The sequence below is a fragment of the Altererythrobacter sp. Root672 genome, assembly GCF_001427865.1.
Taxonomy (GTDB): Bacteria; Pseudomonadota; Alphaproteobacteria; order Sphingomonadales; family Sphingomonadaceae; genus Croceibacterium_A.
Map to the genome: position 1 here is coordinate 186,834 of NZ_LMHH01000003.1, position 24,020 is coordinate 210,853.

Sequence of the window (24,020 nt, forward strand, 5' to 3'; positions counted from 1 at the left end):
GCTATCGAATCGGTGCCATGATTCCCTATGTAGGAGGTTCGCCGATCGGCCAACGGAGACCACAAGATGTCGCTGCTCGAAGCACGCAAGACCTACAAGCCCTTTGAATACCCCTGGGCTTACGAGTTCTGGAAGCGCCAGCAGCAGATCCACTGGATGCCGGAGGAAGTGCCGCTGGGCGAAGACTGCCGCGACTGGGCGCAAAAGCTCTCGGATCACGAGCGTAACCTGCTGACGCAGATCTTCCGCTTCTTCACCCAGGCCGACGTCGAGGTGCAGGACTGCTACCACGAGAAATACGGCCGCGTGTTCAAGCCGACCGAGGTCAAGATGATGCTGGCCGCCTTCTCCAACATGGAGACGGTGCACATCGCGGCCTACAGCCACCTGCTCGACACGATCGGCATGCCGGAAAGCGAATACGGCATGTTCCTCGAATACGAGGAGATGAAGGCCAAGCACGATTACCTGCAGGAATTCGGCGTCGACAACGACCAGGACATTGCCCGCACCCTGGCCATGTTCGGCGGCTTCACCGAAGGGCTGCAGCTGTTCGCCAGCTTCGCCATGCTGATGAACTTCCCGCGCTTCAACAAGATGAAGGGCATGGGCCAGATCGTCAGCTGGTCGGTGCGTGACGAGAGCCTGCACTGCGAAGGCATCACCCGCCTGTTCCACGCCTTCTGCGCCGAACGCGGCTGCCTGACAAAGGCGGTCAAGGAAGACATCATCGACGCCTGCCAGAAGACCGTGCGGCTGGAAGATGCCTTCATCGACCTCGCGTTCGAGCAGGGCCCGGTGCCCGGCATGACGGCGAAAGAGATCAAGAAGTACATCCGCTACATCGCCGACTGGCGCCTCGGCCAGCTGGGCCTGCCGTCGATCTACATGGTCGACGACCACCCGCTCCCCTGGCTCGCCCCGCTGCTCAACGGCGTGGAGCACGCCAACTTCTTCGAAACCCGCGCGACCGAGTATTCGAAGGCCGCGACCCGCGGGAACTGGAACGACGTGTGGTCGAGCTTCGACAACCGCCACAAGGCGAAGAATGTCGCCGCGAACGAGGTGGGCGAGGTTAGCGAGCCGGGGTTGTTTGGCGAGACGCCGGGGGTGCAGGCGGCGGAGTAAGAATCTGCTAACGGTTGACATGTATGTCACCGCGACTATCTAATCTCGTCCTAGGGGGGCTGGTTGGACATGTTGCGGTGCGCCTAGGCCCCCGTGATACTCGCGCCAGGAGACTCTTTTGGACGTCTGAGTTCGAGCTATGGAGTCGGAACGCATGTCAATCGCATCAAGGCAATTCGGTTGCCACCATAGCCGAACAGCTAAACACGGCGTTCGCCGATTTTGTAAGCGGTCGGCCGCTTTCAAGCGGTCTCGCGCGATGTGATCCGCCTCGAGGTGGAGGCATATGGCGACTCAAAACACCAAGCCTTCGTCTCTACGGTTGGGCGGATGACGCCCAGTGCATGGTGCTGGCTTTAGGCGAGTTGGTGAGCGTGATAAAAGCTCCTGGCCCACCGAAGGACCGCGACCTTGGTCGCGCTGCAGTCGCTGAGCGAAGGCGGCTCAAGTTGGATTTTAGACATGGTGAACGATTTGATCTCTTCCCAACCGCTCGTTGACGAACGCGGGGCCGCCTTCGGTCGCTTGGTTAGTCGGGTCTTGGAGGCGCTAAACGATGCGGTTGACTACCGCAGATCCGAAGGCGTGACCGCCTCAAGCATAGCTGAAAAGCTTGGATGCCATAAGAGCGTGATTTCCAGGGTCTTGAGCGGGGCAACTCGCAATCTGACACTTCGTACAATTTCGGATATTCTGTGGGCTGTCGAATTTGATCCGAAGGACTTTCAGGCAGAACCAATAGAGAGTCTTGCTTCGATTTGTACGATTGAATCCGAACTTTCTATAGAAACGGTATATTGGGCATCTTTTTCGTATCCCACTCAGACAATGAGTTTTGATCGCGTACTTGAGATTCAACAGTTTGGATCTGCAGTGCGCAAACCCGAGATCGCGATGGCCTTTCAATGAAAGAGCCCTACGGAATGACGGTCTTTTGCGACGACATTCGAGATGAGGTCTCAAATAAGAAGACGTATGTCGGTGTTTACGCCGGAGAAATGATCGTTGGCGACGGCTTGCCGGCAATGGTTCCATCACTCGGATTGGCGATAAAATATCTTGAGCCATTCGATATGCCCGTTCAACCGGTGAGTATTAGAGTTTTTGCTCCGGGAGAGGGAGGGGATAGCGAAGTCCTCGTTGACGTTGAATTGCCCGCAGACAGACCTCAGCGTCCTCTTGGAAATCAGACCGATCCATTGGCTGAGTTTCGTGCTCACATGCTCGATTTCAGGTTCTCCCCGTTACTGATCAAGGCCGAAGGCCACATTAAAGTCCGAGCCTATGTCGGCGACGAGGAGAAAGAAATTAGGCTAGGTTCATTGCGCATTCGGAAACTGACATCCGAAGACGGGGCTCATTCTGATCAGGTGCAGGTCTTGGAAAGTCGAGCGAAAGCTGGAAAGCGCGCTACTTTTTAGGAATCTGACGAGGCCAAGAGGCCGCGCCTTCCAATGAGAATCTCCCTCTGCACTCTTTGAATTCTGCTTCCCGAACTGCACGGGCAGGAGCCTTGCGTCCAAGCTCTTGAGGCAGATCTAATATCTTCCGGAGAGGCTAGCACTCGCTCATATGACCTATACCGGGGCGCTGCATCTTGACAAAACAAACCAAATAGGTTACACCCCCGCCGTCAGAATGCCACTGACAAGCGACGGGTGCGGGGGCTGGAAGCTTCGCTCTCACTCCCGCGTTAGGCCGGCGCTCTCTCGCGACATCCGCAAGAGGGTGTCACGCCAGGATACGAGGATCAGGGCCTGGGATAGCAACCAGTCGCCCGGTGACAACGGCAGGCGGGACTTGCGAGCCCTAACCGCTAGCCTCCTCGTCGCCTCAGGGCCGAGTAGCGAGTTCAGACGCAGCCCTCGCCGCCGTTCGCATCATGCTCGCGCAAGGCAGACCTGTGATGCCCAGGCAGCGCCGGCCTTACCCGTCCGCGTTTTACTCTTCCCGGCGTTAGGCCCGCATTCGCCAGCGGGTGGTTGGGTGTGTCTGGAGCCCAAGATCCTCCTCGAGCTTGCTCGGGGAGGGGGACCGTTCCGCAAAGCGGAATGGTGGAGGGGCGTTGTGTTGTTCCGCTTGCCCCTCCGTCACGCGCTTTCAGCGCGCGCCACCTCCCCGAGACGAGCTCGGGGAGGATCGGCGAGGTACCTCACCGCCAATAGTCTCGCCGCTCCGCGCCGTCGAAACCGGCCGGAGGTCAGGCAGCAGCGTTTGAAAGCTCTTTCCTGAGCCGCACGGGCAAGGGTCGTTGCGGCCGAGCTTTTCGAGCAGCTCTATTTCACCGCCCTTGATCGTCCGCTGACCGCGCTTGACGCGGGTCTCGCTCGGGTAGCCCTTACGCCGCTTGCTGGTCCGCTCGAAAGCAGGGGAGCGTGTCGGGGTCTTGGTACTTTGGCATGAAAGCCTCCCATCTTTTTTTGGCCTCAAGCGCCGGCGGGGCCATCCGGCCCCTTGGCTTTCCTCGCATAAGCTCGGGCGGCCGGTCGGCCTTGCGGTCCGCTGGTCGCGGACCGGACTCGCGCTCCCACTAAGGGGTGCGCGGGTCCGGTCCCTTTCTCACTCAATGGAGCATCGCTCGCTCCGGTTTGGCGACCACTTGCCAGCGGTCGCGGTAGAGGACCTGGCCCGGGTCGCGGGTCCAAATCCGTTCGATCGGTACGCCGCATTCCTCGAGCAAGGCGGCGAGAACGTAGGCGTGGCCCACCATCTCGCGCGCGTCGTCGCGGAACCAGCACACGCCGTCCGACCACTTGCGGCCCTTTGCCACCACGCCGAAACGGCTGGGGATCGGGAGCCAATGGTTGAACCAGTCGACCTCGTCGCGGAGCGCGAGGAGAACCGGATCGGGGTGTTCTTCGTGGCGCCACAGCACGTCGCCGGCCACGCCGAACAAGCCCGGAGCCACGCGCGCCCGCGTGACCGTGCCGGGCACGGTGAAACGCAAATACATGGGGATGCCCCTCGGATGCCCGGCCACGCCGCGCACCCCTATCGGGGCGGGTCAGCTGCGGTGGGCGTTCGACTTACAGGTGACGCGCAGGACCAAGGGCCTGCATGCGGAAGCGTCGGGGGGCAGCTTGACTGCAAACATCGTACGGCCTCCTTCGGCGCGTCACCCACGGCCTATCCGCGAGCGGGACGGCGCCTCTAGGGGCGCTTGCAGGAAAGGGCAAGTCCGTCATGCCGGGAGAGGCGGTGTGCTTCGCCCCTTTGCGTGAAGCGGACAGACCGCGTCGCCCCGCCCCAGTAGTGAACACTCACCCACACCCGCTGGACTTTGACGTCAACACGGCTAGCTTCCCTGCGGTGCGGACGGCCCTTCTCATGGTCGCGGGGCCCGGCTGCCACGAAAAAACAAAACTCGTTCTGGGGGAGTTTCATCACATGCCTGCATTATTCGCACTCGCCACGTCGGTGGGCTTGCTCGCCGTCCTCGATACCTGGCTGTTCGTCGTGCCGCTGGCCACGTTCCTGCCGGGCCTGGTCTGGATCTCGTTCATCGCCTGGGGCTGCCACTTCCATTCGGGCGGCGGCGTCAAGGGTAGCACCACCGCGGTCGTCGGCATGAGCTTCGGCGCTCTCGTCGGCATGGTCGCCGTGATGCTCGCGAGCGGCCCGCTGGCCGGCGCCGGCGATTTCGCCGCTCCGATCGCGGTTGGCCTTGGCGCGGCGGTCATCTGCCTTGCCAGCGCCGTGTCGCTGCTCTCGACGATCCCGGCCAGCGTCTATGGCTTTGCCGCCATCGCCGGCCCGATCCTGCTGGCGGGTCTCGCTCCTGAAAAGGCGATCATCCCGACCATCGTGTCGGTGATCATCGGCGCCCTGTTCGGCTTCGTCTCCGAACTGCTGGCGAACGCGCTGACCAAGAAACCAGCCGCCTAAATCCGAGCGCGGCAATCCGCCGCGTTCCCGGTGAAATCGATAAGCCGCCCGGCCTCCAAGCCGGGCGGCTTAACTTTTCTTCGCCACGCTTAAGCGACTCTCTATTGCCTATTCTCAAGCAAAATGGTTGAGAAGGCATTGTCTGCACCATGCAGGCCGCGGCTTTTGATCGATGTCAGCTTGCTCCGCGTCACCAACGGCTAAAGCGCACGGACCGACGCGACCACGCGGGCTCGTGCTCCCCACAGGAGAAAACGAATGCCCAACACCTATCGAATTCCCGCCCAGCAGTGGAGTTCCTACGCTGCGCTGACGCCGCTGCCGCACCCCTCATGGGGCCGCCTCACCGACTCGGTCGAGCGCGTGGCGTCGATCACAGCGCCCGAGTTCTGGTCGCGTCTCGGCCTTTAGGCATGCACCCCGGCAAGCGAGGAGCATCTGACATGCTGTGGAATTATCCCGAGGCGGAAGAACCGTTGTTCCTGATCGTACCTGGGCTGTTCAATAGCGGGCCCGATCACTGGCAGACCCAGTGGGAAAGCCAGCTGCCCCACAGCGCCCGTGTCGAACTCGGCCTGTGGGATGATCCGCAACGCAATGCCTGGGTCAACCAGCTCAACCTGGCGATCCATAGCGCCGGACGGCCCGTCATCCTGGTCGCGCACAGCCTCGGCTGCCACGCGGTCTCCTGGTGGGCCGAATATGAGCGGCCGGACCCGAGCGGACCGGTGAAGGGCGCCCTGCTGGTCGCCCCGCCGGAGGTCGAGAACCCCGGCCTCGACGAGCGGCTCGCGCGGTTCTCGCCGGTGGTGAAGCAGTCGTTGCCGTTCCCCTCGATCGTGGTCGCCAGTCGGGACGATCCCTACATCGCCTTCGGCCGCGCCCGAAGGCTGGCGCGGATCTGGAAGAGCCGGTTCGTCGATGCGGGCTGGCTCGGCCACATCAATAGCGAGTCCAACTTGCGGGAGTGGCCCTTCGGCCTGTTCCTGCTGCGCCAGCTGCGCGACAGCGTCGCTCCGGCGCTGCAGCCGCTGGTGGCGGGCGGGAACTACGAGGCGCTGCTGCGCTCAAGGAATGGCACCGGGGCGCGCTCCCTCGCGTTCCGGTGAATGGGGGCGGCGGGCCCCCGTTGGTCAAGTCCGGGGCCCGCCGGCAGCCTCCGCGAAACCCGGCTCAAGCGTGTAGTCGGGCACACCGCGCCACACGAATAGCGGCCAGAAATAGCGTCTCCACGGCCAGACCAGGATGGCGTTGAACACGATGCTCAGGGCGCCGAAGGTCCATTCGACCGCGCCGGTATCGAGCACGAAGTTCCAGTAGATGATGACGATGTTGAGCGGGACCAGCGCCAGGATGGTCAGCGGGATCGCGCGGTTCAGCAGCATGGTCACGCCGAGCACGACCTCGATCACCTTGATCCAGTCGAACAGCCCGCTCGCCATCAGCGCCTTGGTGAAGGCGATCGCGGCGGGCTCGTCACCCAGCGGCTGGATGTCCGGCCACAGGAAATGCATCAGCCCGGAGAACAGCCACCAGCTGCCGAACACCACGCGGCTGGCGTGGTAGGTCCATTTGAATACCATTGTAGCCTTTCAGGAATTAGCCGGGCGGGACAGCGATCTCAGGAGGCCCCGGAGCCTCTTCTCCCTGGGCGCTCCACTTCGCCTGCCGCTGCGCTTCGAAGCGCGGGCTGGTCGAGGTGATGTAGCCGCGGATCTGTACGTTGCCTTCGTGGCAGGCGTATTCGTAGAACTCGTAAGCCGGATTGCGGCGCCAGGGGATGTCGATCTTGTAGGCCGAGGTCAGCATGACCGGGTCCTCGATCCAGGCCTCATAGCGGATCTGGTCGGGCCCGACGGGCGTGAGCCGCTCGATGACCTTCATCTTGTCGCTGTTCGGGGCCGGGCCGTTGGAGATGCCGGGGGTGAAGTTGGTGGTCTCGATGACCAGCGTGTCACCGTCCCAGTGCCCACGCGAATAGCCGAGATAGTCGGTGACTTCGGGCGGCGGGGCGGCGCGGCCGTCGAGGTAGACCTTGCGGGTCTCGTGGATCATCTCGAGCCCGATCACCACCAGGCCGGGGCTCTGCATCACGCGGATGCCCATGTTGTAGGCGCCGGTGAGCATTGAGGAGGGCATGCCGCGCGTCAGGCAGCGGTCGAACACGCCGAAGTCGCTGATCTTGTCGAACACCACGGTGTTCCACGAGGTCTTCACCCCCGCGGCGGCGCGCTTGCCTTCCTCGGTCAGCGGCGGATAGCGGCCGTTGGCAGGTTCGACGATCATCGAGGTCTGCCACAATGGGCGGCCGTCCTCGCGCCAGTGGCCCATGCCGAGGATGCCGACGCGATCCTGCGCTGCTTCCAGGCCGATACGCTGCTCTGCGGCGCCGAGGCGTTCCTGGTACTCTTCCTCGGTCCATTCGGTGCGGCTGCCGAGGTCGGCGGGCCGCTCGCGCGGGGTCGCCGCCATGTAGTCGACCGGCCACTGGCCGCGCAGGTCCGGATCGCCCCACGCGGTGCGCGCGACCTTCCAGCCCGCGGGCGGAGCCGGATAGTCCTTGGCCGACGGGACCGGGTCCTCGGCGAAAGCAGGCACAGCGAATAACAAGGGCAATGCGGCGGCTAACAGGCGCAGCTTCATCGTCTCTCTCCCCTATTTTTAAGGAGAGTATGACGCAGAAACCGGCGCATGCAACAGCGATGCACGCCGTTGCCGCAAGTCACCGGTGGCTAAATACTTGGCGCTACCGGTCAGCCATCCGTATCGCACCCAAGCTAGACCACCCGTTCAAAATACGGGGGAGTTATGGTCTATAAAGGTACAGCCGCTCGGGCGGCGCAGACCCCTACGGTCTGCCGCTTCCGAGACCGCTTCAGGCGCGTGGCCATCGGCAGTCTCGGCATTGTTCTTGTCAGTACGCTGCTCAAGCTCTTGAGCTGATTCAGCCCTTCAGCTTGCTCTGGTCGAGCCGCTCGCGGCCGACCCACGAACCGTGGACCTGGCTGCGCAGGGCGAGGCCGGTCTTCACCTTGGCGATCGGGCCCTTCTCGATCTCATCGGCCAAGACCACCCACAGCTCCGACGAATAGTCCTGCGGTGGACCGGCGCCCGGCGGGCCGTTGGGCACGTCGACCACCGTCAGCAGCCAGCCACCGTGTCCGGCTTCGCTCGAAGGCACGTGCACCGGCTCGCTGATCGCGGCGCCCGGGGGCACGCCGAGAACGGTCAGGCGGCCATTGCCCGGCTCGATCCGCATCAGCGCGTTGAAGTTGATGCCCACGGGGCCACCCGGCATCGGCGGGCCGCCTTGCGGGTTCATGCTCAGGTACCAGGCGCGGTTGTAGGGACGGCCCTGGTCGACGTCGGCCAGGCGCGGCAAGTCACCCGGAGGGCCGAGCGGACGCTCCTCGATCTGCGGCTCGTCCTTCGACATGTCGACGGTCCAGCGCGTCAAGGCGCCTTGGATCTCGCGCTGGTCGCGGTGGATGCCACCGGCCTCGCGCATGAAGCTGAAGGCGTTGGTGTCGGTCAGGCACAAGTCGATGTGGACCAGGTCGCCATCGTCATAAGCGTTGACCTCGTGGAACACCGAGACGCCGACCGGGCCCTTGATCCACTTCATGTCTTCGACCTTGCCGTAGCGCGGCATGATCGCGAGCCAGGATTCCAGGTCCTGCTCGTGCGCCCAGTGCGCGCCGCCGGCCTTGAGGCGTTCGAGGTTGGCGGTGGTCGGGAAGATCGGCCAGATGGCGTACTTCTCGGTGATCACGAAGTCGTGGATCGTGGCGAGGTAGGGCTGCTTGAACCACTGCTCGCTGGTCAGGTTGCCGTCCTTGTCGGCGATGCCATAGGCGATGTCGTCGGTGCACAGGCCGCCGGCTTCGTAGCCGAAGAAGAACATCTCGCCGGTGGCCGCATCGATGCGCGGGTGGGCGGTGAAGGTCTCCGACTTCATCGCGCCGTAGTAGTCCCACTTGCCCGCGGTCTCGAGCGTGTGCGGATTGATCTCGTAGCCGCGCCCGTCTTCCTTGGTCATGAACAGGCGGCCGGCGTGCCACACCGGGGTGGTGTTCGACACGGTACGGTCGACGCCCGCGACGCTGGGATCGTCGGTGAACGGGTTGCGATAGCGCCCGAACAGCGCGCGGCGGGCGGTCTTCTCGGCCTGGTAGCGTTCGGTCTCGACCCACTTGATGTCGAAGTCGACCGCGCCGCCTTCGATGTTGAAGCGCGCGACCATGCCGTCGGCGTTGAGGGCGATGTCATCCTCGAACATCGGCGCATGGGCGTTGTCCGGCACGGCGCGGAAGAACGCACCGTCGATCTCGGCCGGGATTTCGCCTTCGACCTCAAGGTCGCGGACGGAAATTTCGGCCCGGCGCGGAAAATTGCTGCCGATGAAGTGAATTGTCTGCGGAAAGGCAGTCATGGCCTAGGTACTCTCCCGGTGATTCTGAGCCATAATGGCATGGTGAAATGCTAACGCCTGTTATAATCGATGGAAAGGGCGAGCGTCTTTGCGCGCGCTCAAAAGGGGACTGACGGTGCTGAAGCGCACGGAGGCGGATACGGAGCAGGCCATCAAGGTCGAGATGCTGCATCAGCTGCTCAAGCTGACCAATCGCCTGATGGCGCCGTTCTCGACGCATCTCGCGCATCGGTACAAGATCAGCCTCAACGAGTTCCGGATGCTGATGACGATCGGCGCGCTAGGTCAGACGGCGAGCCATGAGTTGGCCGAAATGACCGGCGTCAACGTGATGAGCGTCTCTCGTGCGGTGTCGACCTTGCAGCGCCATGGCCGGATCGAAGTGGTCCGCGACCCGAAGAACCGCCGCCGCAAGTGGCTCACGCTGACCGAAGAAGGCCGGCGACTCTACGAGATCATGCGTCCTCGCAGCGAGCAGGTGGCGAACTACTTGTTCTCCGATCTTTCCGCTGCGGAGGTCGGCCAGCTCGATACGATCCTGACCCGCCTGATAAACACTCTGGAAGCACAGGATGACGGGGGCCGCTCGCTGTTCCTCGAGAAGACCAAGCCCGAGGACGACGAATGACCGAAGACGAACGCCGCGCGATCGAGCAGGACTGCGAGCGGCTGATCAAGCACTACGTGAACTTGAACGACGCCCAGGACTGGCCCGCGGTTGCCGCGCTCTACGCCGAGGACGCGCGCTTCGCCCGGCCGAGCCAGCCGGGCGTGTTCATCGAGGGGCGCGAGGCGATCCTCGCCAGTTTCCTCGCTCGTCCGGGCCGGGCGCAGCGGCATGTGATCGCCAACACGGTGGTCGATGTCGAGGACGCCGACCACGCGCGGGCGTTCAGCGTGATCGTGCTCTACATGGGCGACGCGGCGGACGATGGCGGCTTGCCGATCCAGGACCCGAAGTCGCCGCTGATCGGCACCTTTACCGACAAGCTGGTGCGAACTCGCGACGGCTGGCGTTTCGCGGAAAGAGTGGGCGGGCTAGACTTCCGGCCGTGACCGAGCCGACGCTTCTCTCCGGTGGCAACCCTCAGATCCCCAAGGGCGAGGGCGATGCTCCGGTGAAGGCTTACATTGCCGCGATGCCCGGTTGGAAGAGTGCGGCCGGCAAGCGCCTGGATGAACTGGTGGTGCGGACGGTTCCCGGCGTGCAGAAGGCGGTGAAGTGGAACTCGCCGTTCTACGGTATCGAGGGGCAGGGTTGGTTCCTCAGCTTCCACTGTTTCAACAAGTACATCAAAGTGACCTTCTTCAAGGGCGGTGCACTCGATCCGCAGCCGCCTGTGGCCTCGAAGGATGCGGCTGTGCGCTATCTCCACATTTTCGAGGATGAGCCGGTCGATGAAGCACGCCTGGCCGACTGGATACGCCAGGCTGCAGCGCTGCCAGGCTGGTTGGCCTAGCAAGGCGCCTCGAAATGTCAGTCAACAACTGCATCCCGGTCGTGCCGAGCGTGGACCTCGAGAAAAGCTTGCGCCTCTGGCGAGATGGGCTGGGATTCACCGAAACCTGGTGGGAAGCCCACCGCGAGGGCGTGCTGGTCGGCGCCGGCATCAGCAAGGGCCGGATGATGTTCATGCTCAACATACGCGCGGGGACACCGGACAGGCCGGAGGACTACGAAGGCGTCCGGTTCTACTGGAACCCCGACGACTTATACGCCTTGCGCGAACACCTTCTCGGGCTCGGATATGCCGTGTCCGACGTCGAGGAACGGGACTATGGCCAAGCCGAGTTCTTCATGACCGATGACGACGGGTTCGAGCATTGCTTCGGCGTATCCACATCCCAGACAGGTCAAGACGCATGACGACGAGCGTACCGGAACAAGCTGAGGACTCCCCTTCCGCGCTGATCGACGCGAAGCTCGCGAGCCTTGGTGACTGGCGCGGCGAGACGCTCGGATACATGCGCAAGCTCATCCGCGAGGCCGATCCCGCGGTGGTCGAGCAGGTCAAATGGCGCAAGCCGTCGAATCCCTCGGGCGTGCCGGTGTGGGAGCATGCCGGGATCCTCTGCACCGGCGAGGTCTACAAAGGCTACGTCAAGCTGACCTTCGCCAAGGGCGCCGCCGTCGCCGACCCCACGGGCCAGTTTAACGCCAGCCTTGAAGGCAACACCCGCCGCGCGATCGACATCCGTGAGGGAGATCAGATCGACGCCGAGGCGTTCAAGGCGCTGGTCCGCGAGGCAGTGCTGCTCAACGTGCAGAAGAAGCCGAAGGGCGCCTAGGCCAGCGCGGGAGTCGCTTCTTCCCGCTTGCGCACGGCCAAGGCAGCAGGGACCGCAAGCGCCACCAACGCGCATAGCACGGCCGGCACAGCCGCCGCCGCGAGGAAGAACTGCGGCGAGACCTCATTGACCAGCATGACCTGGCCGAGTGGCGGGCCGGCAATCGCGCCGAGCCTTGCCACCAGCACGCCCACTCCGACTGCTGAAGACAGCAGTCGCGCCGGGAATAGGTAGGCGCACAGGGCGGGCAGGACCATGCCGCCTGCCGAGGCGCCGCCTACGCCGATCATCAGCAGCAGGGTCCAGCGCGAGGCATCGGGTGCCGTCGCTCCGATGGCGAGGAAGCTCAGGGCCATCAACGCGAACATCCCGATCAGCGTCGGCCCCGCCCGCCAGCGGTCGATCAGCAGGCTGGCGATGACGCCGATGGCGAGGCCGGCAAGTTGCACCACGCCCGCAACTCGCGCCGCGGAGTCGAGCGACAGGCCCGCTTGCGGCAGCACGGTCGGAAGCCAGGAATTGAGCAGGTAGAGGTTCATCGCGTTGAGCGAGAGCATCGCGGCGAACACCGCGAACGGCAGCAGCCAGGGCGATTGCAGCAGCGCCAGTTGCGGCAGCTTGCCCTTGGGCTCGGTGCCTTTGCCTTCGGTCTTCGGCGCTCCGCCGGGGAGCACGAAAGCGAGCGTGAAGGCCAGCAGCGCTGCGGCGATACCGGGCACGATGAACAGGCCCTCCCAGCCGCTGCCCGCAACGATCTGCGGCGCGAACAAGCCCGCCGCGGCCAGGCCGAGCGGGATGCCGGCGGAGACGACCGCCATCAGCGTCGCGCGGAGCTTCTCGGGCGCGAGCTCGGCGGAGAGCGCGCTCACGTTGGGCAGGCAGGCGCCCAGGGCGATGCCGGTGATCAAGCGCCAGACGAGGAACTCGGTGGTGGTGCTGGCCGTCGCCGTCGCCAAAGTGGAGGCCGAGACGGCTACGCACCCGAGCACGATAAGCGGCCGGCGTCCGAAGCGATCGCCCAGCGGCGCCAGCAACGCGCCACCGACGCCGAGGCCGATCAGTAGCGCCGAGAACACCCAGCCGAAGCTCGCCGGCGCCAGGCCCAGCGCGCCCTCTAGGCGGGGTACGGCCAGCGCCATCGCGTTGATGTCGAACCCCTCCATCACGAACACGCCGCCCAGCAGCACCAGCGACAGGACGCGGCGTACCGGCGTCATCGGACTTTCCCCACTCGCTATCGAGCGGGGGGCTGCCTCAGCGGACGACCCTTGCATGTTCTAGACTCTCCCCTCCCACGGGCTCGGCATCTTGTACGGCACCGAATGGAACACCGCCTCGACTTGCTCGATGGCACCGTCCCTGATCTTGAACGCTTCGGCAAGGTAGTAACTGTGTGGCCGACGGACCGGGCTTGAGACTTTGGTGCCGTCGGTCAGCTCGTAGTCGCCGACTTTCCCCGCATGATCGATGAACCCGTGGGCGAGGACGATGCCACGCTCGATGTCGACCAGCGGGAAGCGGCGGCCGCGCAATTCGTCGTCGTAGCGGTACCAGCCGAGCGCGAACTGCTCTTCGCAGCCGAGCCGCGCGATGGGCAGGGGGAAGTCAGCGTTGTTGGTCGTCTGCACGCCGTTCTCGACCCGATTGCAATGCGGGTGGAATTTCGTGCGGATGGTCCCGTCGTTGCGTTCGATGGTTTCGAAGTAGCCATTGGCGATGCGGACCAGTTCCTCGCGTGTCGAGCGCTCCCCTTGCGGCACTTCGGCGAGCATGATCGGCTTGTCCTCGAACGCCTGGCCGAGGAACGGGAAGCCTTCGTCCTTGTTGCGGGCGACGACGATCTCGACCCCGGCAATCCCCTCGCCCCGGACTTCGAGGCGGATGGCACAGGGGCTGGTGGCGTCGGTCTCGGTGACGGAGGTGAACAGCGCCACCTGGCCATGGCTCGCGTCGGCGAAGCGCAAGTCATAGGGGCCGAGCGCAGTCAGCGTGTTCCACAACCCGTCACCCGGTTCGAGCGCGACGTTGTTCTCGGTATAGTGCAGTCCGCCGACCCATTCGATCTGCCCCGGATCGCCCGCGACGAAGGCCGAAGTGAACCGGTCCAGGCTCTCGTAAAGTTCTTCGCGAGTGGTCAAGACCCTCTCCTTCGCTTGACTTGTGGGGGTGCTAGCTGAAAAGTAACGGTCGTTAAAGTCGCGCAGCAAGCGCGGGGAGAGGCAATGGATCCGGCTGGCAAGGTCGCCGTCATCACGGGCGGCAATTCGGGATTGGGCGAAGGCGCCGCCCTGCGGCTGGCGAAGGCCGGCGCGACGGTCGTCACGCTCGACCGTGACGGCACGGCGCCGGCGGGTGCGACCACGGTGGCCTGCGACGTCAGCGACCCGGCGAGCGTGGCGCGGGCCGTTGCTGAGGTGATCGACAAGTTCGGGCGCATCGACATCCTGCTCAACAACGCCGGAATCGGCGGCACGGGTCCTGTGGCCACCGCCGATGGGCCGGGCGACATGGCCGCGTTCCGCCAGGTGATCGAGGTCAACCTGCTCGGCGCCGCCAACGTAGTGGCCGAAGTGGGCCACCGAATGACCGCTAACGAGCCCAGCGGCCCCGATGGGGAGCGCGGCGTCATCATCAACACCTGTTCTATCGCAAGCTTCGGCGGGCAGGAAGGAATGGGTGCCTATACCGCCGCGAAATCGGCGCTCGCCGCGCTGACGCTGGTCTGGGCGCGCGACCTGTCGAAGTACAACATCCGCGTCATGGGCATTGCGCCCGGCCTGATGGCGACGCCGATGGTCAGCTTCCTGCCCGACAGCTTCCTGGCCGAACTGCTCAAGGACTCCGAGTTCCCCAAGCGCGCCGGCCGGGCCGACGAGTTTGGCGAAGTCGCCGAGTTCATCATCCGCACCCCCTTGCTCAACGGCGACGTGATCCGGCTCGACGCCGGCACTCGCCCGCCCGCGCGGACCCAGTGGTCTGCCGGCTGAAGGAATAGAGAATGGCCGATCCGCCCCTCCCGCCCGATTTCACCCTGCAGAAGCTGACCCAGGCCCAGCGCGCGTTCGAAAGCGCGCTCGGGGCGGGGAAGGTGTTCTTCGAGGACCTCGACCGCACGACCTATCGTGACAAGTTCGCGGTCAACGACGCTGTGCACCATCCGGCGGGCGCGATCGCCCCCACCACGGTGGAAGAGGTCCAGGTGGCGCTCAAGGTCGCCAACCAGTTCCGCTTGCCGATCTGGCCGATCAGCCGGGGCAAGAACCTCGGTTATGGAGGTTCGGCCCCGCTCGTCTCGGGCAGCGTGGTCATGGACCTGTCGGGGATGAAGAAGATCGAATTCAACGAGGAGTTCGGCACCGTGGTGCTCGAACCCGGCGTCGGATTCTACGATCTCTATGACTACATCCGCCAGCACCAGTTGCCGTTCTGGCTCTCGACGCCGGGCAACTCGTGGGGCTCGGTAGTCGGCAACGCGCTCGACCGCGGCGTCGGCTACACGCCCTATGGCGAGCACACCAAGAACATCTGCGGCATGGAAGTCGTGCTGCCGACAGGCGAGGTGGTGCGCACCGGCATGGGCGCGTTCTCCAACGCCCCGACGTGGCAGGCCTATCCGTTCGGGTTCGGCCCGGGGTGGGACCAGATGTTCGTGCAGTCGAACTTCGGCGTGGTCACCAAGATGGGCATGTGGCTGATGCCCGAGCCCGAGAGCCTGATGGGCATGGATGTCGAGTTCGACCGGCCCGAGGATCTGAAGGCCATGGTTGACACCATTGGGCCTTTGAGGCGCGAGCGCGTGCTGCAGCAGAGCCCGTCCATCGGCAACTGGCTGCGCGCCGCCGCCGTCGCCACCACGCGTGACGAGTGGACCGACCAGCCCGGCGCGCTGTCGGACAGCGTGATCGACGCCATCCGCAAGCGCTTCGGCCTCGGCTGGTGGGGCGTATCGCTGCGGCTCTATGGGCGCGAGGACGTCAACAAGGCTGCCTACAAGATCCTCGAGAAGGCGATGACCGACATCAAGCCGCTTGTGATCAAGCCGACCACCTGGGTCAAAGGCCAACCGCTCGAATACTCGGGTTGGACCGGCACGCCGATCACCTTCCCGATGCAGAACGTCAACTGGTACGGCGGGCGCGGCGGGCACATCGGCTTCTCGCCGATCATCCCGCAGAACGGCACCAAGGCACTCGAGCAGTTCCAGCGGACCTATGCCCGCTACAAGGAATACGGGATGGACTACCAGGGCAGCTTCGCCTTCGGGGAACGGCACCTGACCAACGTCAACGCCATGCTGTTCAACAAGGACGATCCGGCGATGATGAAGAAGGTCGATCCGTTCTTTCGCCAACTCGTCGCCGACGCCAAGGAGCAGGGGTACGGCGAATACCGCACGCACCTCGACTACATGGACGTGGTGGCCGCGAGCTATGACTGGAACGGCGGGGCGCTCGGCAAGCTCAACCAGAAGGTCAAGGACGCGCTCGATCCGAACGGCATCCTGGCGCCGGGCAAGAGCGGAATCTGGCCGAAAGGAGCACGGGCATGAAGCGGCGCATCCTCATAGCGGCCCTGGCCCTCGTCGCCGGAGCCGCCGCTATCGCGCAAGGCCCACCGCCCGCACCGCGGCCGATCACGCTGGCCGCGCGGCCTAACGCCACCGGCGGAGAGGCGCTCTATGTCGAGCACTGCATCTCGTGCCATGGACCCAACGGCATGGGCACCGGCCTGCTCGGGCGGCGCATCCAACCGGCGCTGCTGGAGCTGCGCGACAACCTCTCGCCGCAATACGTGATCGTGGCCGCGCGCCAGGGCATCGGCAACATGCCCTCGATCCCGCGCGGCGAGGTCAGCGACGAGGAATTGAAGGCCATCGCCGAATACCTCGCCGCCGGCCCGCACGAGGTCGCCAAGTGATCCGCGCCAGCCGTCGAGGCGTGCTGGCCGGGGCTCTGGCCGTGCCGACCGTGGCCGGGCTGGCGCATTGGCGCTGGCGGCATGGCGAGGCTTCGGTGCTGCTGCATGATCCGGCGCTGGAGGCTGGCCGTCGGTTTGCCGAGGCTGGAGCAACGCGTGGGGGTGAGGTGGTCGCCATCGAGGGCGACCGCATCCGGCTCGCCCGCAAGGTGCTGGAGCGAAAGCCAGCCTTGATCGCGGGTGTCAGCCGTCATGCCGATGCGCTGATGATCGAGGAAGTGGCGCGCGAGGCGGGCTACGTTCCGGTGGCTGCACTGCATGGCCGGGGGCGGGCTTGCACCGACGAGTGCCAACCCGGCTGGGCCGCGCTCGGACGATTGGCGCAGGCTGCGGAGGGCAACTGGATCGAGGCGCTGGCGGATTATGCGGTGAGGCCGGGAGAGCTTGCGGGCGCTTCCATCGCCAGCGCGCTTCCGGCGCGAGCTGATCCGGGGTTAGTGGTCGGCTGGCTCTTGGTCCAGCGGGGCTGAGTGTCGGCGCTTCGCTTTGCCCCCCACGCGTGTGCAGCTCTCATATTTGGGGTGGTGCAGTTCCGTGAGCACGTATCTCCGGCGCTCGGTGTGGCAGCTCTGGCTGCTGTCCTCGTCCTCTACTTCGCGAGCTTTGCCTATCGCTGCGTCAAGTGCGGCAGCCGGATGTATGGCGAGGCGCTAAGGAGTCTCTTCTTCTATCGCCCACACGATTACGCGTTGGCCAACCTGATCCTGCGTTGCCCGAAATGCGGCGCATCAAACCTTCGGGTTGGCGTCAAAGAGGAACCGAAGGTCTAGTCACTCATCCTCATTCCTCGTCGCCCTCGCGAACGCGGGGGCCTAGTCGGCTCTAACTGCGACTGGGTTCCCGCGTTCGCGGGAATGACGAAGTTAGGGGAAAGAGAGTTCAAGTGGAGCGCTCGACTAACCCCCAACCTCGCTCTGCACGTAAGTGTTGATGCACTGCGCCGCGAGGTTGCGGACCTTCTCGTTGATCTCCGCCTGCATCTCTCCGCGAACGGCGGTCAGGCTGAAGCCCTCGTTGCAGTAGGTCAGCGAAGTGCGGCGCTGCTTGCGCGAGACCGGATCGGCCATGACACGCGGCACGTAGAGTTGCAGCGCGATGTAGCCGGTGCAGGTGGTGGTGTTCTTGCCCTCGAACCGCAGCGGGGCGACGTTGGCGTTGACGTACATCACCAGCGCCTTGCCATCGATGCTCTGCTGGCGAGAGGCGGGTGGGACGGCGATCACTTTCATCTCCGCGGCGATGGCGTCGATGATCGGGGCGTAGGAGACCCGGCAGCTGGCGAGGTTGGGGTTGTCGCCTTCGCCCATGATATGCGTCGGCGGGATTTTTGCCGATTGGCCGCTCGCGGGAGCGGCCGCGACGGCGAGCATGAGACAGAGCGTGGCCTTCTTCATCTAGCTCCCCTTCCAGCTCCTCCCCGAGCTTGTCTCGGGGAGGTGGCGCGTGCCGTAGGCACGTGACGGAGGGGTGGGCGGCTATACGCTTCACCCCTCCACCATCCGCCTTGCGGACGGTCCCCCTCCCCGAGCAAGCTCGGGGAGGTTTTGAGCAAGGCTCTGCGAGGGCGAATGGCTCTCACAACCGGGCCTTGATCGACCTCGAAATCTTCTCCAGCCGCGCGGTGCGCCCCGCCGGCGTCTTCGCCTCAAGGTAATGCTCGATAGCCGCGCGCTTGTGGTTCGGTTTGAGCGCTTCCCACGCACGGGCATAGGCCGCGTCGCTCTTGATCCGAGCGGCCAACTCCTCCGGCATGGTCATGTCCGAAAGCCGCAGTTCGATCTCAACCTCGTCACCCTCCTGGGCGCCGATGGCGTCGGTGATCGGCTTGGTCAGGCCCATGTACCAATCGTCGGTCTTGGGCCCACTGTCCTTGATCGCGCGGCGGCCGAGGGGGTGGCCCTTGATGGTCCCCTCGACCGTCGTGGTCATGGTCAGGCCCCAGTCGCGGACGAACTGCGCGGGGATCTGAAACCAGAGGCCGAGCCGCGGATCGTTGCACAGCAGTTTGGTGCGGAAGCGGATCGGGCCGTGGCTCACTTGCGGATAATTAGCGAATCCGGCCGTTTCCTTGCAACCCATTGTCCGCGACCGGGGAAATTCTTGAGCACCTCGCCATCCCACAGCCGCACCGTGCGGCGGCGGAAGCGCCATTCGCCGTCGGCGCCCTTGGCCGCGTGATCGTCGTACCAGCCGGTGAAGCGGAGCACGTAAGGCGGCTCGCCCTCGCACTCGGTGACGAAGGCGAAGCTCTTCATCAGCACGGTGCAGTCGGGCTGGGGCTTGTACTGGGTCTGCGTCACGTGGTGCTGGCGGCCGGGGAAGCCGGGGGCGTTGGCGTAGTGCCGCATCAGCCCGCGGATGCCTTCATGGCCTTCCCAGATGTCGGGCTCGTCGAACACTTCCTCGCTCATCACGCAGTCTTCGGTGAAGCAATCGACCAGGCCTTCGGCATCGCCCGTATCGAGCGCCCAGGAGTAGTTGGCGATCAGGTCCTGCAGGCCCAGCCGGTCTTCAATCGTCAGTCTTGTCACGCAATGCCTCTCCTCATGTTGCCTCAACCGTAACACTCGTTATGATTGCGGGAAAGCGGGAGAGTACCTTGGGTAAGATCATCGTCACCGGCGCGTCCGGCCAGTTCGGTAATGCGGCTGCGAAGCTGCTTCTTGAGAAGGTCCCGGCGGAGGACCTGGTGTTCCTGTCACGCACCCCGGAAGGGCTGAGCGACCTCGCCGAGCGCGGCGCCTCGGTGCGACGCGCGGATTTCGACGATCCCGCCTCGCTGCTGGCGGCGATGGAAGGCGGGGAGCGGATGCTGCTGATCTCCACGGTGCGCGTTGGCTCTCGCGTCGAGCAGCACACCAACGCGGTCGAGGCGGCGGTGGCGCGGGGCGTGAAGCATGTCGTCTATACCTCGATCCTGGGCTGCGGGGCGCCGGACAATCCGTCGGTCGAACAGTTCGACCACCTCGCCACCGAACGGATGATCGAGAAGTCGGGCCTCGCCTGGACGCACTTGCGCGACAGCCTCTATTCCGAGGCCGTGGCCACCGCGATGGCCATCCCGGCGCTTGATGCGGGGAGCAAGCCCGAGAACTCCGGCGAAGGCCTAGTGCCTATCGTCAGCCGCGACGACTGTGTGGCGACCGCGGTCGGCGTGCTGACGCAGGACGGGCACGCCAACAAGGCCTACGACGTGACCGGGCCGGAGCTGTGGACCCTGCCCGACGCGATGGCGCTGGTTTCGCAGATGGCCGGCAAGCCGATCGTGATTGAGCCAGTCGATGACGAAGGCATGTACGCCTATTTCGATTCGCTCGGCGTGGCGCGCAAGGCGTCGGATATCGTGCCTGATGGCCCGATCCCCTGGGCGAGCGAGGGCATGGTCACCTTCGGCCAGTCGATCCGCGAAGGGTTCATGGCTGTCGAATCCAACGACGTCGAACGCATCACCGGCCGCCCGCCTCGGACGCTGCGCTCGGTGCTCGAGCAGTACCAGGGTGCGTGGCCAAAGTGACTAGGGCCGCAATGAAAAAACTGATCGTCGCGGCGCTGCTCGGACTCGCCGCCTGTTCGCAAAGCCGTGAGCCGCCCAAGGTCGACACGTCGGTCATTGGGGCCGGCGACAACTGGGACAACCCGGGCGGCGACTGGGCCGGCAGCCACTTCTCGCGCCTGACCGACATCACTCCGGCCAACGTCGATAAGCTCGGCCTCGCCTGGGAATACGACCTCGGCACCGCGCGAGTGCAGGAAGCGACCCCGGTGGTGATCGACGGGGTGATGTACACCTCCGGCAACCTCGGCCGGGTCTACGCGCTCAACGCCGCGACCGGCGAGCAGCTGTGGAAGTTCGAGCCCGAAGTCGACATGCAGGTCAACCGCTGGACCTGCTGCGACCAGGCCAACCGCGGCGTGCAGGTGCATGACGGGAAGGTCTTTGTCGGCTCACTGGACGGCTACCTCTACGCGCTCGACGCCAAGACCGGCGAAGTCGCGTGGAAGACCGACACCATCGCCGACCGCAAGCGCGGCTACACCGTTACCGGCGCTCCGGAGATCGCCGGCGACCTGGTAATCATCGGCAACGCCGGCGCGGAGAACGACACGCGCGGCTACGTCACCGCCTACAACGCCAAGGACGGCAGCGAGGCCTGGCGTTTCTGGACCATCCCGCGCGATCCCAAGGACGGCCCGCAGGAGAGCGAGGCGCTCGAAGCCGCGCTCAAGACCTGGGACCCGAAGAGCCGCTGGGACATCGGCGGCGGCGGCACCGTGTGGGACGCGATCCAGTACGATCCGCAGTTCGACCAGGTAATCATCGGCGTCGGCAACGGCGGACCCTATCCGCTGCACACCCGCTCTCCGAAGGGTGGCGACAACCTCTACCTGAACTCCCTCGTCGCGCTCGATCGCGAGACCGGCGAGATGAAGTGGCACTTCCAGGAAACCCCGACGGATTCGTGGGACCTCACGGCGACCCAGCCGATGGTGTTCAGCGAGATGGAAGTCGGCGGCAAGAAGCGCCCGGTCATCCTGCATACGCCCAAGAACGGCTTCTTCTTCGTAGTCGACCGCGAGAGCGGCAAGCCCCTGGCAGCGAACGCCCTGGTGCGGACGAGCTGGGCTTCAGGCTGGGACCTGAAGACCGGCAAGCCGAACCTGACGCCCCAATATTCGGACTATTCGACCGGCCCGAAGATCGTGTTCCCGGCCTCCTCCGGCGCGCGCAATTGGCACCCGGCGGCCTACGACCCCACGCGCAATCTCTACTTCGCGGCGGTGGTCGACATGGGCAACCTGATGTTCATTCCGCCGGGCCAGGAAAACCCCGCACGCCGCGAGCGCTTCCTCAATCCGTCGGCGGCGCTGATCTTCACTGCCGATCTTGAGGCTGCTGCCGCAACTCTGCCGCCGCCGATGCAGGCACAGATCAAGGCGCTGCCGCAGTGGAAGCAGGTGCTCGACCTGCCCTATTCCTCGCAGATCCGCGCGATCGATCCGCTCACTGGCAAGACCAAGTGGGCGGCCGATTTCGACGGCTGGCAGGACCGCGGCGGCGTGCTTGCGACCGAGAGCGGCCTCGTCATCCACGGCACGCTCGCCGGCAAGCTGATCGTGCGCGATGCGGAGACCGGCAAGGTGCTCAAGTCGATCGACACCGGCAGCTCGATGCTCGCCGCGCCGATGACTTATCGGGTCAACGGCGTGCAGTACGTCGCGGTGCAGGCCGGTTGGGGCGGGGGTGGCTGGGGCTTCGTCCCGCCGTACGCCGCGGCCTATGCCAAGGGTAACGCCAACCGCCTGCTGGTGTTCAAGATCGGTGGCGGGGAGACGCGCGTTCCGGCCGACCTCCCGCCGATCGAGCCTGCTCCCGCGGCACCGGCTCAGCTGCCCGGCGTGACGCCGGCGATGATCGCGATGGGTTCCGGCCTGTTCACCGAGAACTGCTCGATCTGCCACTCGAACCAGCCGCGCGCGCCGCTGCCGGACCTGCGGCGGCTCGACAAGGCCCGGCACGAGGCGTTCAACCAGATCGTCCTCGAAGGCCTGTTTACGCCGAACGGCATGCCGCACTTCGAGGATCTGCTGAAGCCCGATCAAGTGAAGGCGATCCACGCTTTCCTGATCGACGAGCAGACCAAGTTGCGCGCTCGCGAGTTGCAGTTGAAGTCGCAAGGCAAGCCGCTCGACAGCCGCAGCCTCACGATTTTGTCCAATTTCTAGCCGATAGTCCGGCCTCGATTTAGCGGAGAGACGCAATGACCCCCCAAGGCGTGAACATCAAATATCCCGAGAAGCTGTTCATCGGCGGCCAGTGGGTCGCCCCGATGAGCGGGTCGTCGATCGAGGTCGTCAATCCGAACACCGAAGAAGTGATCGCTCGCGTCGGCGAGGCCGGCCCTGACGACATGGACCGCGCCGTCGCCGCCGCGCGTGAGGCGTTCGACAACGGCCCCTGGCCGACCACGCCGCCCGCCGAACGCGGCGCAGCGCTGATGAAGATGATCGACCACCTCGAAGCCCGCGTGCCCGAGCTTAGCGCCGCCTGGACCGCCCAGGTCGGCGGCCTCGCCAGCTTCGCGCCCGTCATGCACGGCGGGGGCGTCGCCGGCCTGCGCGGGATCGCGGCGCTGGGGCAGAACTTCCAGTGGGTCGAGCAGAAGAAGGGCATGGTGGTCGACACCGCCATCCTCGCGCGCGAACCGGTTGGCGTGGTCGTCGGCATCGCGCCGTGGAACGCCCCGTTCGGGATCATGGCCAACAAGGTGTTCTACTCGCTGGTCGCCGGCTGCACGATCGTGATGAAGCCTTCGCCCGAAACCCCGCTCGAAGCCTACATCATCGCCGAGGCCGCCGAGGCTGCGGGCCTGCCGCCGGGCACGGTCAACCTCGTCACCGGCGAGCGTGAGGCTTCGGACTACCTCGTGCACAATGTCGGCGTCGACAAGGTCAGCTTCACCGGCTCGACCGGCGCGGGCAAGCGTATCGCCGAAGTCTGCGGCCGCCGCATCGCGCGCTGCTCGCTCGAACTTGGCGGCAAGTCGGCCGCCATCGTGCGCGACGACTTCCCGATCGAGGCAGCCGCTGGCATCCTGGGCAACACCATCACCGTGATGAGCGGCCAGGTCTGCGCCATGCTCAGCCGCGCCATCGTGTCCAAGCATCGGCATGACGAACTGGCCGAGGCCATCGCGGGCGTGATGAAGGGCATCAAGATCGGCAACAGCGACGATCCCTCCACCCAGCTCGGCCCGCTGGCGATGAAGCGCCAACTCGAACGCGTCGAGATGTACATCGAGGAAGGCAAGAAGAGCGGCGCCGACCTTGTCACCGGCGGCCAGCGTCCGGCGCACATGAACAAGGGCTACTTCATGGAGCCGACCCTGTTCGCCAACGTCGACAACAAGAGCCGCATTGCCCAGGAAGAGATCTTCGGCCCCGTGCTGTGCCTGATCCCGGCCGAGGACGAGGAAGACGCGATCCGCATCGCCAACGAGAGCAACTACGGCCTCAACGGCTCGGTCTTCACTACCGACGCCCAGGCGGCCTACGACGTGAGCCGCAAGATCCGCACCGGCGTGATGGGCCAGAACGGCATGCGCATGGAGTTCGGCATGCCTTTCGGCGGGTTCAAGCAGTCGGGCATCGGCCGTGAAGGTGGTGAGGAAGGCCTGTGGCCTTACGTCGAAACCAAGACCATCCTGCTCGATGGAGCACCGGCAAGGCTTTGACATTCTGAGCCAATTGTGAGCCATTGCGGGGTAGGTTTTGGAGAGACCCCCCGGCAATGACCGAAGCGCAACCCAGT

29 protein-coding genes are annotated in these 24,020 nt (G+C 64.9%); 19 read left to right on the forward strand and 10 right to left on the reverse strand.

The window, feature by feature from the left end; genetic code table 11:
• Window positions 1-66 precede the first annotated feature (66 nt).
• The 3 genes from ASD76_RS14965 to ASD76_RS14975 all read left to right on the forward strand — a co-directional run bounded on the left by ASD76_RS14965 (window position 67) and on the right by ASD76_RS14975 (window position 2,549).
• Window positions 67-1,128, forward strand: a complete 1,062-nt coding sequence (locus tag ASD76_RS14965; protein WP_055924841.1) for a ribonucleotide-diphosphate reductase subunit beta — start codon at window positions 67-69, stop codon at window positions 1,126-1,128.
• Between the two features lie 411 nt (window positions 1,129-1,539).
• Entirely contained in the window at window positions 1,540-2,037 is a 498-nt protein-coding gene (locus tag ASD76_RS14970) for a helix-turn-helix domain-containing protein (RefSeq protein WP_156457752.1), read from the forward strand.
• The gene (locus tag ASD76_RS14975) at window positions 2,034-2,549 is read left to right on the forward strand and encodes a hypothetical protein (protein WP_055924847.1); all 516 of its coding nucleotides are present in this window, start codon (window positions 2,034-2,036) and stop codon (window positions 2,547-2,549) included. Before ASD76_RS14970 ends, ASD76_RS14975 begins: the two co-directional genes overlap by 4 nt.
• Window positions 2,550-3,228: 679 nt before the next feature.
• On the opposite strand, the gene ASD76_RS18870 is transcribed toward ASD76_RS14975, so the two are convergent.
• Window positions 3,229-3,558 carry an SEC-C metal-binding domain-containing protein gene (locus ASD76_RS18870; protein ID WP_082553878.1) on the reverse strand — a complete coding sequence of 110 codons (330 nt, stop codon included), beginning with the start codon at window positions 3,556-3,558 and terminating at the stop codon, window positions 3,229-3,231.
• Window positions 3,559-3,691: 133 nt separating this feature from the next.
• Window positions 3,692-4,081, reverse strand: a complete 390-nt coding sequence (locus tag ASD76_RS14980) for a hypothetical protein (protein WP_055924850.1) — start codon at window positions 4,079-4,081, stop codon at window positions 3,692-3,694.
• Window positions 4,082-4,515: 434 nt separating this feature from the next.
• Here ASD76_RS14980 and ASD76_RS14985 point away from each other — a divergent pair, with 434 nt between their 5' ends.
• The 3 genes from ASD76_RS14985 (at window position 4,516) to ASD76_RS14990 (ending at window position 6,122) form a co-directional block, all read left to right on the forward strand.
• Entirely contained in the window at window positions 4,516-5,013 is a 498-nt protein-coding gene (locus ASD76_RS14985; protein ID WP_162249679.1) for a DUF1097 domain-containing protein, read from the forward strand.
• A gap of 258 nt (window positions 5,014-5,271) precedes the next feature.
• Window positions 5,272-5,424 (forward strand): hypothetical protein, encoded by a 153-nt coding sequence (locus tag ASD76_RS18375; protein WP_156457753.1) that lies wholly within the window; start codon window positions 5,272-5,274, stop codon window positions 5,422-5,424.
• A 32-nt stretch (window positions 5,425-5,456) separates the two neighbouring features.
• The gene (locus ASD76_RS14990; protein WP_055924857.1) at window positions 5,457-6,122 is read left to right on the forward strand and encodes an RBBP9/YdeN family alpha/beta hydrolase; all 666 of its coding nucleotides are present in this window, start codon (window positions 5,457-5,459) and stop codon (window positions 6,120-6,122) included.
• A gap of 24 nt (window positions 6,123-6,146) precedes the next feature.
• Here the strand turns inward: ASD76_RS14990 and ASD76_RS14995 are convergent, their stop codons facing one another.
• The 3 genes from ASD76_RS14995 to ASD76_RS15005 all read right to left on the reverse strand — a co-directional run bounded on the left by ASD76_RS14995 (window position 6,147) and on the right by ASD76_RS15005 (window position 9,445).
• On the reverse strand, window positions 6,147-6,596 hold the full coding sequence (locus tag ASD76_RS14995) for a hypothetical protein (RefSeq protein ID WP_200943121.1): 450 nt from the start codon (window positions 6,594-6,596) through the stop codon (window positions 6,147-6,149).
• A 16-nt stretch (window positions 6,597-6,612) separates the two neighbouring features.
• Window positions 6,613-7,656, reverse strand: a complete 1,044-nt coding sequence (locus tag ASD76_RS15000) for a hypothetical protein (RefSeq protein WP_156457754.1) — start codon at window positions 7,654-7,656, stop codon at window positions 6,613-6,615.
• A 301-nt stretch (window positions 7,657-7,957) separates the two neighbouring features.
• The gene (locus ASD76_RS15005) at window positions 7,958-9,445 is read right to left on the reverse strand and encodes a carotenoid oxygenase family protein (RefSeq protein WP_055924863.1); all 1,488 of its coding nucleotides are present in this window, start codon (window positions 9,443-9,445) and stop codon (window positions 7,958-7,960) included.
• Window positions 9,446-9,560: 115 nt separating this feature from the next.
• Between ASD76_RS15005 and ASD76_RS15010 the strand changes: the two genes are divergently transcribed.
• Genes ASD76_RS15010 through ASD76_RS15030 form a run of 5 tightly spaced genes read left to right on the forward strand, consistent with a single transcriptional unit; the run spans window position 9,561 to window position 11,734 of the window.
• Window positions 9,561-10,073 (forward strand): MarR family winged helix-turn-helix transcriptional regulator, encoded by a 513-nt coding sequence (locus tag ASD76_RS15010; RefSeq protein ID WP_235506781.1) that lies wholly within the window; start codon window positions 9,561-9,563, stop codon window positions 10,071-10,073.
• Window positions 10,070-10,501 (forward strand): nuclear transport factor 2 family protein, encoded by a 432-nt coding sequence (locus ASD76_RS15015; protein WP_055924866.1) that lies wholly within the window; start codon window positions 10,070-10,072, stop codon window positions 10,499-10,501. Before ASD76_RS15010 ends, ASD76_RS15015 begins: the two co-directional genes overlap by 4 nt.
• A complete protein-coding gene (locus tag ASD76_RS15020; RefSeq protein WP_235506783.1) occupies window positions 10,498-10,905 on the forward strand; it encodes a DUF1801 domain-containing protein in 408 nt (135 codons plus the stop codon). Before ASD76_RS15015 ends, ASD76_RS15020 begins: the two co-directional genes overlap by 4 nt.
• A 14-nt stretch (window positions 10,906-10,919) precedes the next feature.
• Entirely contained in the window at window positions 10,920-11,312 is a 393-nt protein-coding gene (locus tag ASD76_RS15025) for a VOC family protein (protein WP_055924870.1), read from the forward strand.
• On the forward strand, window positions 11,309-11,734 hold the full coding sequence (locus tag ASD76_RS15030) for a DUF1801 domain-containing protein (RefSeq protein WP_055924873.1): 426 nt from the start codon (window positions 11,309-11,311) through the stop codon (window positions 11,732-11,734). The genes ASD76_RS15025 and ASD76_RS15030 overlap by 4 nt, the downstream gene beginning before the upstream one ends.
• On the opposite strand, the gene ASD76_RS15035 is transcribed toward ASD76_RS15030, so the two are convergent.
• Window positions 11,731-12,951 (reverse strand): MFS transporter, encoded by a 1,221-nt coding sequence (locus tag ASD76_RS15035; RefSeq protein ID WP_055924876.1) that lies wholly within the window; start codon window positions 12,949-12,951, stop codon window positions 11,731-11,733. The genes ASD76_RS15030 and ASD76_RS15035 overlap by 4 nt on opposite strands.
• Before the next feature lie 60 nt (window positions 12,952-13,011).
• Window positions 13,012-13,872 carry a hypothetical protein gene (locus ASD76_RS15040; RefSeq protein WP_055924879.1) on the reverse strand — a complete coding sequence of 287 codons (861 nt, stop codon included), beginning with the start codon at window positions 13,870-13,872 and terminating at the stop codon, window positions 13,012-13,014.
• Window positions 13,873-13,956: 84 nt separating this feature from the next.
• Here ASD76_RS15040 and ASD76_RS15045 point away from each other — a divergent pair, with 84 nt between their 5' ends.
• The 5 genes from ASD76_RS15045 to ASD76_RS15065 are packed head-to-tail and all read left to right on the forward strand — an operon-like array spanning window position 13,957 to window position 17,481.
• Window positions 13,957-14,721 (forward strand): SDR family NAD(P)-dependent oxidoreductase, encoded by a 765-nt coding sequence (locus tag ASD76_RS15045; RefSeq protein WP_055924882.1) that lies wholly within the window; start codon window positions 13,957-13,959, stop codon window positions 14,719-14,721.
• 11 nt (window positions 14,722-14,732) lie between these two features.
• Window positions 14,733-16,283: an FAD-binding oxidoreductase gene (locus tag ASD76_RS15050; RefSeq protein ID WP_055924885.1), complete on the forward strand. Its 1,551-nt coding sequence runs from the start codon at window positions 14,733-14,735 to the stop codon at window positions 16,281-16,283.
• Window positions 16,280-16,651, forward strand: coding sequence for a c-type cytochrome (locus ASD76_RS15055; protein ID WP_055924888.1), 372 nt, complete (start codon window positions 16,280-16,282; stop codon window positions 16,649-16,651). The genes ASD76_RS15050 and ASD76_RS15055 overlap by 4 nt, the downstream gene beginning before the upstream one ends.
• Window positions 16,648-17,181 carry a hypothetical protein gene (locus tag ASD76_RS15060; protein ID WP_055924891.1) on the forward strand — a complete coding sequence of 178 codons (534 nt, stop codon included), beginning with the start codon at window positions 16,648-16,650 and terminating at the stop codon, window positions 17,179-17,181. Before ASD76_RS15055 ends, ASD76_RS15060 begins: the two co-directional genes overlap by 4 nt.
• 51 nt (window positions 17,182-17,232) lie before the next feature.
• The gene (locus ASD76_RS15065; RefSeq protein ID WP_055924897.1) at window positions 17,233-17,481 is read left to right on the forward strand and encodes a hypothetical protein; all 249 of its coding nucleotides are present in this window, start codon (window positions 17,233-17,235) and stop codon (window positions 17,479-17,481) included.
• A gap of 126 nt (window positions 17,482-17,607) precedes the next feature.
• Here the strand turns inward: ASD76_RS15065 and ASD76_RS15070 are convergent, their stop codons facing one another.
• The 3 genes from ASD76_RS15070 to ASD76_RS15080 form a co-directional block, all read right to left on the reverse strand.
• Window positions 17,608-18,105, reverse strand: coding sequence for a hypothetical protein (locus ASD76_RS15070; RefSeq protein WP_055924900.1), 498 nt, complete (start codon window positions 18,103-18,105; stop codon window positions 17,608-17,610).
• Between the two features lie 181 nt (window positions 18,106-18,286).
• Complete coding sequence (locus tag ASD76_RS15075) at window positions 18,287-18,748, reverse strand: YdeI/OmpD-associated family protein (protein ID WP_055924903.1); 462 nt, start codon at window positions 18,746-18,748, stop codon at window positions 18,287-18,289.
• Window positions 18,745-19,242 carry a nuclear transport factor 2 family protein gene (locus ASD76_RS15080; RefSeq protein ID WP_055924905.1) on the reverse strand — a complete coding sequence of 166 codons (498 nt, stop codon included), beginning with the start codon at window positions 19,240-19,242 and terminating at the stop codon, window positions 18,745-18,747. The genes ASD76_RS15075 and ASD76_RS15080 overlap by 4 nt, the downstream gene beginning before the upstream one ends.
• 68 nt (window positions 19,243-19,310) lie before the next feature.
• On the opposite strand from ASD76_RS15080, the gene ASD76_RS15085 reads away from it, so the two are divergent.
• Genes ASD76_RS15085 through ASD76_RS15095 form a run of 3 tightly spaced genes read left to right on the forward strand, consistent with a single transcriptional unit; the run spans window position 19,311 to window position 23,943 of the window.
• Complete coding sequence (locus ASD76_RS15085; protein WP_055925903.1) at window positions 19,311-20,225, forward strand: SDR family oxidoreductase; 915 nt, start codon at window positions 19,311-19,313, stop codon at window positions 20,223-20,225.
• 11 nt (window positions 20,226-20,236) lie between these two features.
• On the forward strand, window positions 20,237-22,435 hold the full coding sequence (locus tag ASD76_RS15090) for a PQQ-dependent dehydrogenase, methanol/ethanol family (protein ID WP_055924909.1): 2,199 nt from the start codon (window positions 20,237-20,239) through the stop codon (window positions 22,433-22,435).
• Window positions 22,436-22,470: 35 nt separating this feature from the next.
• Window positions 22,471-23,943 carry an aldehyde dehydrogenase gene (locus ASD76_RS15095; RefSeq protein ID WP_055924912.1) on the forward strand — a complete coding sequence of 491 codons (1,473 nt, stop codon included), beginning with the start codon at window positions 22,471-22,473 and terminating at the stop codon, window positions 23,941-23,943.
• Window positions 23,944-24,020 lie beyond the last annotated feature (77 nt).

Coding starts and splice junctions, on each gene's coding strand:
- ASD76_RS14965 (WP_055924841.1), top strand. CDS start 67: ATGTCGCTGCTCGAAGCACGCAAGACCTACAAGCCCTTTGAATACCCC.
- ASD76_RS14975 (WP_055924847.1), top strand. CDS start 2,034: ATGAAAGAGCCCTACGGAATGACGGTCTTTTGCGACGACATTCGAGAT.
- ASD76_RS14980 (WP_055924850.1), bottom strand. CDS start 4,081: ATGTATTTGCGTTTCACCGTGCCCGGCACGGTCACGCGGGCGCGCGTG.
- ASD76_RS14985 (WP_162249679.1), top strand. CDS start 4,516: ATGCCTGCATTATTCGCACTCGCCACGTCGGTGGGCTTGCTCGCCGTC.
- ASD76_RS18375 (WP_156457753.1), top strand. CDS start 5,272: ATGCCCAACACCTATCGAATTCCCGCCCAGCAGTGGAGTTCCTACGCT.
- ASD76_RS14990 (WP_055924857.1), top strand. CDS start 5,457: ATGCTGTGGAATTATCCCGAGGCGGAAGAACCGTTGTTCCTGATCGTA.
- ASD76_RS14995 (WP_200943121.1), bottom strand. CDS start 6,596: ATGGTATTCAAATGGACCTACCACGCCAGCCGCGTGGTGTTCGGCAGC.
- ASD76_RS15000 (WP_156457754.1), bottom strand. CDS start 7,656: ATGAAGCTGCGCCTGTTAGCCGCCGCATTGCCCTTGTTATTCGCTGTG.
- ASD76_RS15005 (WP_055924863.1), bottom strand. CDS start 9,445: ATGACTGCCTTTCCGCAGACAATTCACTTCATCGGCAGCAATTTTCCG.
- ASD76_RS15015 (WP_055924866.1), top strand. CDS start 10,070: ATGACCGAAGACGAACGCCGCGCGATCGAGCAGGACTGCGAGCGGCTG.
- ASD76_RS15025 (WP_055924870.1), top strand. CDS start 10,920: ATGTCAGTCAACAACTGCATCCCGGTCGTGCCGAGCGTGGACCTCGAG.
- ASD76_RS15030 (WP_055924873.1), top strand. CDS start 11,309: ATGACGACGAGCGTACCGGAACAAGCTGAGGACTCCCCTTCCGCGCTG.
- ASD76_RS15035 (WP_055924876.1), bottom strand. CDS start 12,951: ATGACGCCGGTACGCCGCGTCCTGTCGCTGGTGCTGCTGGGCGGCGTG.
- ASD76_RS15045 (WP_055924882.1), top strand. CDS start 13,957: ATGGATCCGGCTGGCAAGGTCGCCGTCATCACGGGCGGCAATTCGGGA.
- ASD76_RS15050 (WP_055924885.1), top strand. CDS start 14,733: ATGGCCGATCCGCCCCTCCCGCCCGATTTCACCCTGCAGAAGCTGACC.
- ASD76_RS15055 (WP_055924888.1), top strand. CDS start 16,280: ATGAAGCGGCGCATCCTCATAGCGGCCCTGGCCCTCGTCGCCGGAGCC.
- ASD76_RS15070 (WP_055924900.1), bottom strand. CDS start 18,105: ATGAAGAAGGCCACGCTCTGTCTCATGCTCGCCGTCGCGGCCGCTCCC.
- ASD76_RS15090 (WP_055924909.1), top strand. CDS start 20,237: ATGAAAAAACTGATCGTCGCGGCGCTGCTCGGACTCGCCGCCTGTTCG.
- ASD76_RS15095 (WP_055924912.1), top strand. CDS start 22,471: ATGACCCCCCAAGGCGTGAACATCAAATATCCCGAGAAGCTGTTCATC.